The sequence below is a fragment of the Comamonas testosteroni genome, assembly GCF_014076415.1.
GTDB classification, from domain to species: Bacteria; Pseudomonadota; Gammaproteobacteria; order Burkholderiales; family Burkholderiaceae_C; genus Comamonas; species Comamonas testosteroni_F.
The window spans coordinates 399,248-411,941 of record NZ_CP043568.1 but is presented as its reverse complement, the minus strand read 5'-3'; the positions used below and the strand labels follow the sequence as shown (position 1 = coordinate 411,941).

Annotated in this window: 16 protein-coding genes; 4 read left to right on the top strand and 12 right to left on the bottom strand. The window is 59.7% G+C overall.

The window, feature by feature from the left end:
• Positions 1–14: 14 nt before the first annotated feature.
• Together F0P97_RS01875 and F0P97_RS01870 are read right to left on the bottom strand one after the other, a co-directional pair.
• Complete coding sequence (locus F0P97_RS01875; protein ID WP_182285400.1) at positions 15–986, bottom strand: YheT family hydrolase; 972 nt, start codon at positions 984–986, stop codon at positions 15–17.
• The gene (locus F0P97_RS01870; RefSeq protein ID WP_182285399.1) at positions 983–1,738 is read right to left on the bottom strand and encodes a hypothetical protein; all 756 of its coding nucleotides are present in this window, start codon (positions 1,736–1,738) and stop codon (positions 983–985) included. The genes F0P97_RS01875 and F0P97_RS01870 overlap by 4 nt, the downstream gene beginning before the upstream one ends.
• A gap of 115 nt (positions 1,739–1,853) precedes the next feature.
• On the opposite strand from F0P97_RS01870, the gene F0P97_RS01865 reads away from it, so the two are divergent.
• The 3 genes from F0P97_RS01865 to F0P97_RS01855 are packed head-to-tail and all read left to right on the top strand — an operon-like array spanning position 1,854 to position 3,963.
• The gene (locus F0P97_RS01865) at positions 1,854–2,471 is read left to right on the top strand and encodes a LemA family protein (protein WP_182285398.1); all 618 of its coding nucleotides are present in this window, start codon (positions 1,854–1,856) and stop codon (positions 2,469–2,471) included.
• A 33-nt stretch (positions 2,472–2,504) separates the two neighbouring features.
• Positions 2,505–3,422, top strand: a complete 918-nt coding sequence (locus tag F0P97_RS01860) for a TPM domain-containing protein (RefSeq protein ID WP_182285397.1) — start codon at positions 2,505–2,507, stop codon at positions 3,420–3,422.
• Between the two features lies 1 nt (position 3,423).
• Positions 3,424–3,963, top strand: coding sequence for a TPM domain-containing protein (locus F0P97_RS01855; protein ID WP_182285396.1), 540 nt, complete (start codon positions 3,424–3,426; stop codon positions 3,961–3,963).
• 53 nt (positions 3,964–4,016) lie between these two features.
• On the opposite strand, the gene F0P97_RS01850 is transcribed toward F0P97_RS01855, so the two are convergent.
• The gene (locus F0P97_RS01850) at positions 4,017–4,682 is read right to left on the bottom strand and encodes a DUF1294 domain-containing protein (RefSeq protein ID WP_232538090.1); all 666 of its coding nucleotides are present in this window, start codon (positions 4,680–4,682) and stop codon (positions 4,017–4,019) included.
• 159 nt (positions 4,683–4,841) lie between these two features.
• Between F0P97_RS01850 and F0P97_RS01845 the strand changes: the two genes are divergently transcribed.
• Positions 4,842–5,111 carry a hypothetical protein gene (locus F0P97_RS01845; RefSeq protein ID WP_182285394.1) on the top strand — a complete coding sequence of 90 codons (270 nt, stop codon included), beginning with the start codon at positions 4,842–4,844 and terminating at the stop codon, positions 5,109–5,111.
• A 161-nt stretch (positions 5,112–5,272) separates the two neighbouring features.
• On the opposite strand, the gene F0P97_RS01840 is transcribed toward F0P97_RS01845, so the two are convergent.
• From F0P97_RS01840 to F0P97_RS01800, 9 genes are all read right to left on the bottom strand, one after another.
• Positions 5,273–5,689, bottom strand: a complete 417-nt coding sequence (locus F0P97_RS01840; protein ID WP_003059364.1) for a F0F1 ATP synthase subunit epsilon — start codon at positions 5,687–5,689, stop codon at positions 5,273–5,275.
• 152 nt (positions 5,690–5,841) lie between these two features.
• Positions 5,842–7,251, bottom strand: coding sequence for a F0F1 ATP synthase subunit beta (gene atpD / locus F0P97_RS01835; RefSeq protein WP_003065399.1), 1,410 nt, complete (start codon positions 7,249–7,251; stop codon positions 5,842–5,844).
• Between the two features lie 34 nt (positions 7,252–7,285).
• The gene (gene atpG / locus F0P97_RS01830) at positions 7,286–8,152 is read right to left on the bottom strand and encodes a F0F1 ATP synthase subunit gamma (RefSeq protein WP_003065400.1); all 867 of its coding nucleotides are present in this window, start codon (positions 8,150–8,152) and stop codon (positions 7,286–7,288) included.
• An 18-nt stretch (positions 8,153–8,170) separates the two neighbouring features.
• Positions 8,171–9,730: a F0F1 ATP synthase subunit alpha gene (gene atpA / locus F0P97_RS01825; RefSeq protein ID WP_003065402.1), complete on the bottom strand. Its 1,560-nt coding sequence runs from the start codon at positions 9,728–9,730 to the stop codon at positions 8,171–8,173.
• Between the two features lie 45 nt (positions 9,731–9,775).
• On the bottom strand, positions 9,776–10,315 hold the full coding sequence (locus F0P97_RS01820; RefSeq protein ID WP_003065404.1) for a F0F1 ATP synthase subunit delta: 540 nt from the start codon (positions 10,313–10,315) through the stop codon (positions 9,776–9,778).
• Positions 10,316–10,327: 12 nt separating this feature from the next.
• A complete protein-coding gene (locus tag F0P97_RS01815) occupies positions 10,328–10,798 on the bottom strand; it encodes a F0F1 ATP synthase subunit B (protein WP_003059375.1) in 471 nt (156 codons plus the stop codon).
• Between the two features lie 35 nt (positions 10,799–10,833).
• Positions 10,834–11,085, bottom strand: coding sequence for a F0F1 ATP synthase subunit C (gene atpE / locus F0P97_RS01810; RefSeq protein ID WP_003059376.1), 252 nt, complete (start codon positions 11,083–11,085; stop codon positions 10,834–10,836).
• Positions 11,086–11,130: 45 nt separating this feature from the next.
• Complete coding sequence (gene atpB / locus F0P97_RS01805; protein WP_182285393.1) at positions 11,131–11,994, bottom strand: F0F1 ATP synthase subunit A; 864 nt, start codon at positions 11,992–11,994, stop codon at positions 11,131–11,133.
• 13 nt (positions 11,995–12,007) lie between these two features.
• On the bottom strand, positions 12,008–12,475 hold the full coding sequence (locus F0P97_RS01800) for an ATP synthase subunit I (RefSeq protein WP_087085758.1): 468 nt from the start codon (positions 12,473–12,475) through the stop codon (positions 12,008–12,010).
• Positions 12,476–12,694: the final 219 nt, after the last annotated feature.

The window sequence follows — 12,694 nt, the reverse complement described above, 5'->3', positions numbered from 1 at the left end:
TATTCTGCGAACGCTCAGAGCCACTGCTCCAGCCATTCGGTCACGGCCAGCGGCATGGCCTGCACATGGGCAGGCCATGCACCGCTGGCAAAGCCCACATGTCCACCGTGGGGCGGCTGCCATAGCTGCACGGAGGCACTGACCTCATCGGGCCTGGGCAGGCTGTGCGCCGGCACAAACGGATCGTTGCGCGCATTGAGCAGCAACAAGGGCACGGCCACTTGCTTGAGCAGGGGCTTGGCCGAGGCCCGGCTCCAGTAATCATCGGCATCCCTGAAGCCATGGACCGGGGCCGTGAACACATCGTCAAAGTCATGCAGGGTGCGCGCGCGCTGCAGCCGCTCCCTGTCGAACAAGTCCGGCGACTGCTGCCATTTGGCAAGGGCCTTGGGCACCAGGGTACGCATGAAAATGGGGGTGTAAATCCAGCGATTGAGCCCCTGGCCCAGATTGACGCCTCCGGCCACCAGGTCCAGCGGCGCACAGATCACTGCCGCGCCCTTGACGAGTTCTGCAGCCGCCCGCTGCTGCAGCCCGGCCCAGCGCGCAAGGGCGTTGCCGCCCAACGATACACCCATTGCCAGCAACTCGCCGCTCGTGCTCTGCTGCAGCCTGCGCAAAATCCAGTCCACCTCGTCCGAGTCGCCAGAGTGATAAGCACGCAGCAAGCGATTGGGCTCACCGCTGCAGCCGCGAAAATGCGGCACGGCCAGATGCCAGCCGCGCTGCGCGCAGACCTGTGCCAGGGCTTTGGCGTAGTGGCTGGAGGAAGAGCCTTCCAGGCCATGGAACAGCACCAGTGTGGGAGCGCTTGCACTGGCCAGATGGCTTGAAAAATCGATATCGATGAAATCGCCATCGGGCGTATCCCAGCGCTCGCGCCGCCACCTCGGAGACTCTCCGCCCTTCGCACAGAGTGCAGCCCAAATGGTCTGGACATGACCTCCGGGCTGCCACCAAGGTGCACGAAATTGTTCGAAATTCATGGGGAACCCAGCCAGTTGCGCAGCTCTGACTGCAGGGCGTCTTTTTGCGCCGCACGCCAGACCAGTTCAGGCGGAGCCACATGAATTCCCGGCGGCGCCTTGAGCAAGGCCGCCTCCACCAGACGGGCCACATGCATGGCCCGCACCGGTCGCTCCGTCTGCGGCAGCATATAGCTGAGCACCGAAAGCATGGTCTTTGCCGTACGCTGCAGCCAATGGTCGGTATTGATTTTCCGGGCCTCTCTGGCCGAGCGCACAAAAATCAGGCGCTCGAAGCCCAGCGCAGCTACGCCTTGCTCATTGAGATTGGCCAGTCCCTGCTTCAAAGCCTGGGGCAGGCTGCCCGTATCGTGGGGCAACACCACGGCAAGCGTATGCACGCCACAGCGCTGCATCCACTGCGCCACCGCCGGCAGCTGATCGGGCCGGGGCGTCCACAAGGCGCGCTCGCGCTGGTAATAGGGACGCGGAGGCTCAAACATGATGAGGCCCACATCGGCACTCTGCACAGGCCATTGCTGCACATCGCCGTGCAGCTGCGTCAGCAACTCCATGCCACGCAGGCCCTGGACATAGGGCTCGCGTGCCAGCACCTGGACCAGCCCATAGTTCTGCGCACCTACCACGCGGCTGAGCACCTCGTTACCCAGCGGCCCCGTGGCCCCGGCCAGCAACAGGCGCGGCAAGGTCGCAGTTTTCGGGCCGGGACGCTGTGCGCCACGCAGGGCATCGAGTGCAGAAACAGTGGACATGATTGCAATGCTAGCGCCGCCGGGCAGCGGGCAGGGTGACAGGCCTTGCACACACACGAACCGACCAAGCCCTTATGCTATTGTTTCCGTCTCAATCTCGTGAATGGAAACACCCATGAAACGCTGGCTTCTGGCAATCGCAACCGCGGCCTCCATGCTCTCCCTCACGGGCTGCGGCTATAACGACTTTCAGCGCCTGGATGAAAAATCCAAGGCCGCCTGGAGCGAGGTGCTGAATCAGTACCAGCGCCGCTCGGACCTGATCCCGAACATTGTCGCCACGGTCAAGGGCGAAGCCAACTTCGAGCAAGAGACCCTGACCAAGGTGATCGAAGCACGCGCCAAGGCCACCTCGATTCAGGCCACGCCCGAGCTGATCAACAACCCCGAAGCCTTCAACAAGTTCCAGCAGGCTCAGGGCGAGATTTCCAGCGCGCTCTCACGCCTGATGGTGGTGGCGGAAAAATACCCCGAACTCAAGGCCAACCAGGCGTTCCGCGATCTGCGCGTAACGCTGGAAGGCACAGAAAATCGCATCACCGTGGCGCGCAACGAATACATAGGCACCGTACAAGCCTACAACGTGCTGGCGCGCAGCTTCCCCACCAATATCACGGCCAAGGTATTCAGCTACAAGGTCAAGCCGACCTTCACGGTCCAGAACGAAGCCCAGATCTCACAGCCACCAGCCGTTGACTTTTCCACACCCGCAGCGCCTGCTGGCAGCAAGTAATTGCAGGCTTCCGCTTCAAAAACCATGCACCACATGCATCAAGCTCTTATACATAAAGCGCTTGCAGCTATTGTTTTTGCATGGCTGGCACTGCTTGCGGCGCTGCCAGTCTGGGCACAAGGTGCTGCAGGCACGCAACTTCAGCCTGTTCCCGAGCTCACTGCGCGCATCATCGACCAGACCGGCACGCTGAGCCCCGGCGATCTGCAATCGCTGAGCGAGCAGCTCAAGAAGCTGGAGGATGAGACCGGCGCCCAGGTCGCCGTGCTCATGGTTGCCACAACGGCCCCGGAAGACATCGCAGCCTATTCCTGGCGTGTGGCCAGCAGCTGGAGGCTGGGACGCAAGGACATAGGCGACGGCTCTCTCATCGTCGTGGCCAAAAACGACAGGCGCATGCGCATCGAAGTGGCGCGCAAGCTGGAAGGCGCCATTCCCGACATCCAGGCTGCACGCATCATCGACAGTGCCATGAAGCCGCGCTTTCGCGCCGACGACTATGCGGGTGGACTGTCTGCCGCCATCGAGCAGATGAGCCTGCTGATTCATGGCGAGAAACTGCCCGCACCGCAGTCCCAACCGCGCAAGTCCGGCAAGTCCTGGGCCGACCAGCTGGACTTTCTGCTTCCTCTGCTGTTCTTCGGTTTTCCGATCGGGATTGCCGTCGCACGCGCCATTTTTGGCCGCGTGCTGGGTTCGCTGCTCATTGGCGGCGTTGCCGGGGTGGCCGCTTATGTGATCACCGCCAGCCTGTTGATCGCAGGCGTGGCTGGCTTTGTGGGCCTGATCTTCACCCTGCTCTCAAACCTTTCGCGTGGCGGGGGCGGACCGTACATCGGCACCGGCGGGGGTGGGGGCGGGGGCGGCGGCTGGAGCAGCGGCGGGGGCGGTGGCTTCAGCTCGGGGGGCGGCGGCAGCTTTGGTGGCGGTGGCGCCTCGGGGGATTGGTGAAATGAGCAATATCTTCCAACGCTTGGCACGCCTGGTGCGACACCGCTGGGCCGAACAGCATCTGCGCAAGGCCTTGCCTCCTGCCACGCTCAAGGAGCTGGAACTGCTGATCGCCCAAAGTGAACTGGGCCACACCGGCCAGGTCCGCATCTGCGTGGAGGCCGGCCTACCCTGGAGCTATATCTGGCGCGATGCCACGGCCCGCCAGCGTGCGCTCTCGCAGTTCGCAAAGCTCCGTGTCTGGGACACTGAGCACAACAACGGCGCCCTCATCTACCTGCTGCTGGCCGATCACGCCATAGAAATCGTGGCCGACCGCGCCCTGGACCGCACCATGAGCGCCGAGCAATGGCAAACGCTGATCAGCGATATGCAGTCCGCCTTCCAGGGCGGGCATTTCAGCGTGGGCCTGGTATCGGCACTGGAGCGCGTCAGTCGGCAGTTGCAGACCCACTTCCCGCGCAAATCAGCCCCCAGCGCGGAACGAAACCTGCCAGACTCGCCCGTGGTCGAGCGACATCTGCCAGGCCACAGCAGCTAATCAGGCGTCAAGCTGCATGCGTCTTCCGGAAAACGGCTGAAGGCACCAACACCCTAAGCCAGCACATGCCGCCCATAGGGCGAGCACAGCCAGAGCACAGTCGCCACATTGATCAGAACCATGAGCCAGAACTGCAGCTGAAAGCTCGTCTTGCTGCTTTTGTGACGCAGCCATTGCTGAGCCAGCAAGGCACCGGGCCAGCCACCGGCCAGAGCCATGGTCTGCAGCGTTTTTTCCGGCGTGCGCCAATGCCCCTTCTGGGCGGCCCATTTGTCCTGCCAGTAGGCCATGAAGGTCAGCATGCTAAGACCTGCATAGACCAGCCAGAGGATGCGTGGCACGCCCCAAATCACGGCGGCGGCCAGCATCATCAGCAACCAGACCAGCAATGCACCATAACTGAAGCCACTGGAGGCATGCCAGCCCTGAGGAGCCGTACGCGAGGACTGCAAACGCCCTGCAGGCGAGCTGTTGTGCCGCACCAATCTGGATACTTTCGCTGCCGGCTGACGGATTTGACCGGTGGCGCGCCACGCAACCTGAAGCGCGCGCTTCTTGCCTTGCTCCATGCCGACGGCAAACTCCAGGCGCAGGCCAGGCTGAGGACGCTGCTCTGCGGGCGGACGCGGCTCAAAAGCACTGATATGGACAAACAGACGCTCACCACCGCTATCGGTCTCTATCCAGCCAAAGCCACGCTCGTCATTCCATTGCGTCAAGACACCGCTATAGCGCATCTCCGTCCTTTGTTGTTTTTGACACCGCAAACAGGCCTCGTGAGCCCAAAAGCAGGTCAGTCCCAGCCAGAAAAAACCTTTTTCCCCGCATGGCTGTGTTAGTTTTGGGGCAGCCGTATTTTCTTAAGAAAGCATTCAAGCATGCAGAAATCTTTGTTCTCTCTGGCCATCATCAGCTCTGCCTTGGCACTGAGCGCCTGCTCCTCCATCAGCCCCAAGGGCGCCGAAACGCCGGCCGAATACGACTACGCACTGAGCTGCAAGCTCAAGGAAGATGACCCCAAGAAGTGCGAAGCCCAGATCCGAGCACTCTGCGAAGACCCTAGCAAGGCCGTGGTGCGCAAATCGCGCCATGTGGACCCCAAGGACAACTCCGTGGTCTACGGCTATCAGGCCGCCTGCAACGGCTAGGCTGCTTGCGCGCTGCCGCGGTTCAGAATCCTGCTGGTTTCGGGATCAGACCCTTTTGGACAAGCGCAGTGCGCTTCGATTTCCGCAGCAGCAGTCCATAAAGAAAGCCACCGCATGCGGTGGCTTTCTTTGCTGATGCAGGTGCTCCAGGGCACCGGACATCAACGCTTCTGGCGATACTTGCGCAGAGCGGCAATCTGAGCGGCCATGACGGCCAGCTCGGACTGTGCACGAGCGATATCCAGCTCGCCCTTGGCGTTCTTCAGGGCTTCCTCAGCGGCAGCCTTGGCCTTTTGCGCCTTTTCATCGTCCAGATCCTTGCCGCGGATGGCGGTGTCGGACAGCACGGTCACGCAGTTGGGTTGCACTTCCAAAATGCCACCGGCCACGAAGACGAACTCTTCGCTGCCATCAGGCATTTCGATGCGCACCGAACCCGGCTTGATGCGGGTGATCAGCGGTGTGTGGCGGGGATAAATGCCCAGCTCGCCCGCTTCGCCGGGCAAGGCGACAAAGCGCGCTTCACCGGAGAAGATGGACTCTTCGGCACTGACCACATCAACGTGGATGGTGTTCATCTTTGCTCCTTGAAAAGGTTAAAACTGGTCCTAAAACCGACACACCCCAAGCAAGAGACGCCAAGCAAGGGCCGCCCCCGCAGCGAGGGCGTCGTCCCCCTCCCGAAGAGAGAGGGGGAAGCGGCGTTAGCCGCTCAGGGGGTGAAAGTCCGTTAGGCTGCCAGCTTCTTGGCCTTCTCGAAGGCTTCGTCGATGGTACCAACCATGTAGAAAGCCTGTTCGGGCAGGTGATCGGCTTCGCCGTTCACGATCATCTTGAAGCCACGGATGGTTTCAGACAGGGGAACGTACTTGCCGGGAGCGCCGGTGAACACTTCAGCCACGTGGAAAGGCTGAGACAGGAAACGCTGGATCTTACGAGCACGAGCCACGGTCAGCTTGTCTTCGGGAGCCAGTTCGTCCATGCCCAGAATCGCGATGATGTCGCGCAGTTCCTTGTAGCGCTGCAGCGTGCCCTGCACTTGGCGAGCCACCTTGTAGTGCTCTTCGCCAACCACTTGGGGGTCCAGCTGACGGCTGGTGGAGTCCAGAGGATCCACAGCGGGGTAGATACCCAGCGAAGCGATGTCACGGGACAGCACCACGGTGGAGTCCAAGTGAGCAAAAGTGGTGGCGGGCGAGGGGTCGGTCAAGTCATCGGCTGGCACGTAAACGGCCTGGATGGAAGTGATCGAGCCAACCTTGGTGGAGGTAATACGCTCTTGCAGCTTACCCATTTCTTCAGCCAGGGTAGGCTGGTAGCCCACGGCGGAAGGCATACGACCCAGCAGAGCGGACACTTCGGTACCGGCCAGTGTGTAGCGGTAGATGTTGTCCACGAAGAACAGCACGTCCTTGCCTTCGTCACGGAACGACTCAGCCATGGTCAGGCCGGTCAGCGCCACGCGCAGACGGTTTCCTGGGGGCTCATTCATCTGACCGTAAACCATGGCAACCTTGGACTCGCCCAGGTTCTCTTGGTTCACAACGCCAGCGTCGGACATTTCGTGATAGAAGTCGTTGCCTTCACGGGTACGCTCACCCACACCAGCGAACACCGACAGACCGCTGTGGGCCTTGGCGATGTTGTTGATGAGTTCCATCATGTTCACGGTCTTGCCCACACCGGCACCACCGAACAGGCCCACCTTGCCGCCCTTGGCGAAGGGGCAGACCAAGTCGATCACCTTGATACCGGTTTCCAGCAGTTCCTGCGAAGGCGACAGTTCGTCGTAAGCAGGAGCCTTGCGGTGGATCGCGGCGGTCAGGGTCTGGTCCACGGGACCACGTTCGTCGATGGGGTTACCCAGCACGTCCATGATGCGGCCCAGGGTAGCCTTACCCACGGGAACAGTGATGGGGTTGCCGGTGTTGGTGACCATCAGGCCACGCTTCAGACCGTCCGAAGAACCCAGGGCAATGGTACGCACCACGCCGTCGCCCAGCTGCTGCTGAACTTCCAGGGTCAGGGCCGAGCCTTCCAGCTTCAAGGCGTCATACACCTTGGGCACCTGGCCGTGGGCAAACTCCACGTCCACCACGGCGCCGATACATTGAACAATCTTGCCTTGTACTTGAGCCATTTTTTGCTCCAATCTGTTTGTTCGTTAAAGCCGTTTACACAGCGGCTGCGCCTGCCACGATTTCCGACAACTCGGTCGTAATCGCTGCCTGACGCGTCTTGTTGTAGACCAGCTTCAACTCGCTGATGACGTTGCCGGCGTTGTCGGTAGCGGCCTTCATGGCCACCATGCGCGCCGATTGCTCGGACGCCATGTTTTCCGCAACTGCCTGGTACACGAGGGACTCCACGTAACGAACCAGCAGTTCGTCAATGACGCTTTGAGCGTCAGGCTCGTAGATGTATTCCCAGGATGCACCCGTCTTCTCGGCTTGCAATTTTTCGGACGACAGGGGGAGCAGTTGCTCCACCACCGACTCCTGCTTCATGGTGTTGATGAACTTGGTGTACGCCAGGTACACCGCGCTCAGCTTGCCTTCAGCATATTGGTCCAGCAACACCTTGACAGGCCCGATGAGCTTGTCCAGGTGAGGCGTGTCGCCCAAGCCTGTAGCGTGAGAGACCACCTTGGCACCGACACGGTTCAGGAAACCCAGTCCCTTGCCGCCAATGGCCACTGCATCTGTCGCAACACCCGCATCTTGCAGTTCGCGCAACTTGTTGGTGACGACACGCAACACGTTGGTGTTCATGCCGCCGCACAAACCCTTGTCGGTCGTCACCACGATGACGCCGACCTTCTTGGCATCGTTCACTTGCATGAACGGATGCACATATTCAGGGTTAGCTTCGCCAAGATGGGCTGCAATGTTGCGGATTTTTTCGCTATATGGACGGGCAGCCAGCATCCGGTCCTGCGCCTTGCGCATTTTGGATGCAGCCACCATTTCCATGGCTTTGGTGATCTTCTTGGTGTTTTCCACCGATTTGATCTTGCCGCGTATTTCCTTACCTGCTGCCATGATGACTCCTCGCCGGTATTAAGCGAAGGACTTCTTGAATGCAGTAATGGCTGCAGTCAGTTCAGCTTCGTCCTTGCCTTCCTTGTCGAAAGCACGCTTTTCGTTCAGACGGTCGAGCAGAGCGCCGTGGCTGGTCTTCAGGAACTGGTGCAGACCAGATTCGAAGGGCAGCACTTGCTTGACTTCGATATCGTCCATGAAGCCCTTGTTCACTGCGAACAGAGAAGCGGCCATCAGAGCGGTCGACAGAGGAGAGTACTGAGCCTGCTTGAGCAGTTCGGTCACGCGGGCGCCGCGGTCCAGCTGCTTGCGGGTTGCATCGTCCAGATCGGAAGCGAACTGCGCAAAGGCAGCCAGTTCACGGTACTGAGCCAGGTCGGTACGGATACCGCCGGACAGGCCCTTCACAACCTTGGTCTGAGCGGAACCACCCACGCGGGACACCGAAATACCGGCGTTGATAGCGGGACGGATACCGGCGTTGAACAGGCTGGTTTCCAGGAAGATCTGGCCGTCGGTAATCGAAATCACGTTCGTGGGAACGAAAGCGGACACGTCGCCAGCTTGTGTTTCGATGATAGGCAGAGCGGTCAGAGAACCGGTCTTGCCCTTGACTTCACCCTTGGTGAAGGCTTCGACGTAGTCGGCGTTCACGCGAGCGGCACGCTCCAGCAGACGGCTGTGGAGATAGAACACGTCGCCGGGGAAGGCTTCACGTCCGGGAGGACGACGCAGCAGCAGCGAAACTTGACGGTAGGCCACGGCTTGCTTGGACAGATCGTCATAAACGATCAGAGCGTCTTCGCCGCGGTCGCGGAAGTATTCACCCATGGTGCAGCCAGCGTAGGCCGACACGTACTGCATGGCAGCGGATTCGGAAGCGGTCGCAGCCACGACGATGGTGTAGTCCATCGCGCCAGCTTGTTCCAGAGAGCGCACCACGTTCTTGATCGAAGAAGCCTTCTGACCAATAGCCACGTAGATACAGATAACGCCCTGGCCCTTCTGGTTGATGATGGCGTCGATAGCGACAGCCGTCTTACCAGTCTGACGGTCACCAATGATCAGTTCACGCTGACCACGGCCCACGGGAACCATGGAGTCGATGGACTTGATACCGGTTTGCAGGGGCTGATCCACGGATTGACGTGCGATCACGCCAGGTGCAACCTTCTCGATCACGTCCGTCATCTTGGCGTTGATGGGACCCTTGCCGTCGATAGGCTGACCCAGGGCGTTCACCACGCGGCCGACCAGCTCGGGACCCACGGGCACTTCCAGGATACGGCCGGTGCACTTGACGGTGTTGCCTTCTGCGATGTGCTCGTAGGCACCCAGAATCACGGCGCCCACGGAGTCGCGCTCCAGGTTCAGAGCCAGACCGTAAGTGGGTTGACCGTCGGCGCCTGCGGGGAATTCCAGCATTTCGCCAGCCATCACGTCCGACAGGCCGTGCACGCGCACGATACCGTCAGTCACCGACACCACGGTGCCTTGGTTACGGACGTCAGTGCTAGCAGCCAGCCCTTCGATGCGGCTCTTGATCAGTTCAGAAATTTCTGCGGGATTGAGTTGCATGACTCTTTCCTTCTTTCTTGTGTGTTAGCCGAGACCTCAAGCGCATTACGCCGTGAGGGCCGCTTTCATTTGTTCCAGACGGGCCTTGACGGAGGTGTCCAGCACCTCGTCGCCCACCACAACGCGAACGCCACCGATCAGCGATTCATCGAGCTTCACGGTGAGATTCAGCTTGCGGCCAAAGCGCTTTTCCAGCGTGGCGCCAAGCTCGGCCAGCGCTGCATCCTCAATCGGGAAAGCGCTGTACACCACGGCATCCGAAGAGCCGCTCTTGCTGTTCACGAGGCTGCGGAACTGGGCTGCCACTTCAGGCAGCACGTCCAGACGGCCGTTTTCGAGGACCACACGCAGGAAGTTGCGTGCGGACTCGGGCAATGCCGACTTGGCCACACCTGTGATGAGATCGAACACTTGCGCGTCGCTCACGTTCGGGTTGTCGGCCAGTTGGCGCAATTGCGGATTGGCGGCAATCGCCGCCAATTCCTCCACCCAAGCGACAGTGCTGTTCAAATCTGCAGCCTTGTCGGCGCAGGCTTTGAACAATGCTTCGGCGTAAGGGCGGGCAATGGTGGCGAGTTCTGCCATTTTTTGCTTTCCTTACAGCTCTGTCTTCAGGCGGTTCAGCAGATCAGCGTGGATACCGGCATTGACTTCCTTCTTCAGGATCTGCTCGGCACCCTTGACGGCCAGCGCTGCCACTTGCTCACGCAGGGCTTCACGGGCAGCAATGGCTTGCTGGTCAGCTTCAGCGCGGGCAGCAGCAACAATCTTGTTGCCTTCTTCTGTCGCGCGGGCCTTGGCTTCTTCAATGATGGCCTGGGCGCGGCGTTCGGCGTCCGCAAGCCGCGAAGCTGTTTCGTTGCGCGTCTGGGCCAATTCCTGCTCGACGCGCTTGTTGACAGCGGTCAGTTCGGTCTTGGCCTTGTCGGCAGCAGCGAGGCCATCGGCGATTTTCTGGGCTCGCTCATCCAGTGCCTTCGCGATCGGGGGCCACACGAACTTCATCGTGAACAGCGCCAGAACCAGGAAAACACCAAGCTGAACGAACAGGGTCGCGTTAATACTCACGGCAACACCTTTCTATTTAGGGCGTTGAACGGAGCTTAGGCAACCAGTTGGAAGGGGTTGGCGAAGGCGAACAGCAGAGCGATAGCCACACCGATCAGGAAGGCGGCGTCGATCAGACCAGCCAAGATGAACATCTTGGTTTGCAGTTCGTTGATCAGCTCAGGCTGACGTGCCGAGGATTCCAGGAACTTGCCACCCATCAGAGCGATACCGATCGAAGCGCCGATAGCGCCCAGACCAACAATCAGACCACAAGCCAGAGCGACGAGACCGAGAACGTTTTCCATGATGACTCCTAGGGATTAAAGAAAGGTTGAGTGAAAGAAAGGATTTCAGTGAGCTTCATGTGCCTGGCCGAGGTAAATCAGCGTCAGCATCATGAAAATGAAGGCTTGCAGGGTAATGATCAGGATGTGGAAGATCGCCCAGATCGAACCTGCAATGATGTGCCCCACGGGGAGCAACACACCGGAAAGCGACATGGCAGCCGCACCGCCCATCAAGGCGATCAGACAGAACACCAACTCACCAGCGTACATATTGCCGAACAGTCGCATACCGTGCGAAACCGTCTTGGCAATGTATTCAATGATTTGCATGGCCAGGTTCACAATACCCAGGATCACAGCAAACACGGGATTCTTAGAGGTACCGAAAGGAGCGGTCACCAGTTCGTGAGCCCAGCCGCCCATGCCCTTGATCTTCACCGAGTAGATCAGGCACAGCACCAGCACGCCGGTCGACAGACCCAGAGTGGTGGACAGGTCGGCAGTAGGCACGACACGCAGGTAGGCATGGGAGTCGCCCTGGGCGGTCTGCCACAGCACGGGCAGCAGATCCACAGGCAGCATGTCCATGGCGTTCATCGCGAAGATCCAGACGAACACGGTCAGTGCCAGAGGAGCGATGAACTTGCGAGATTCAGCGTTGTGAATATTGGCCTTGGCCTGGTTGTCCACCATCTCGACCAGCATTTCCACCGCTGCCTGGAAACGACCGGGAACGCCGGAAGTCGCCTTGCGGGCAGCCAGCCAGAGGACGAACAGGCACAAAGCGCCCAGAGTCACACTCACGGCAATCGAATCCAGATTGAACACGGAGAAGTCGATGATGGACTTCTGCTTGATGTTCTGGAGGTGTTGCAAGTGGTGAACGATGTATTCACTTGCAGTTGGTGCGTGCGCTTCTGCGGCCATCGGTCAACTTCTCTCAAATATCAATCGGTTTTTGGACACTGGATCGCACCAGAAGCGCAACCCAATACGTTTTCATCACAACAATCAAGCCAACCAGCAACGCCAGCCAGCTCAGGTCAGGTACCAGCTTGGGTGCAGCCGCCAACATGGCAATGCACAGCACCAGCTTCACCAGCTCCCAACCGAAAATCCCTGCCATGGCCGCACCGGCACCTCCCGGCCGCTGACGAACCACGCCTCTTGCAAACAGCGCCGCGGGCAACACGACCGCCAGCGCTCCATACGCTGCCGACCAGCCTGCGGCTGCACGCCCCGTGATCAACCACGACAGCAAAGCCACGATAACGCCTACCAGCGTCTGAACGATGACGATGCGCCAGACCGAAACCTGCGGAAAGCGCGAACGCCATGCAGAGGCTTCTTGTGCAGTCAGGGGCTTGAAGTCTTCGACTTCGTCCTCATCCTGAAAATCAGCGGGCATGTTTGTCATGTTTTCTTTCACACCGCTGACCAGACAAGACTTTTTTACAAAGCCTCTGATTATAAGTAAAAACCCCCGTCGTTAGATAGGGGTTGATACTGTCATGCGCAAAACGTCTTTGACAAGACCTGAGGGTTGTCGCTGAGTGACAACATCTGCCACCCTCGGCTTTGGTGCGGCGCGAGTGTGCCCTAATTGAAATACCTGATTACCCTGAAT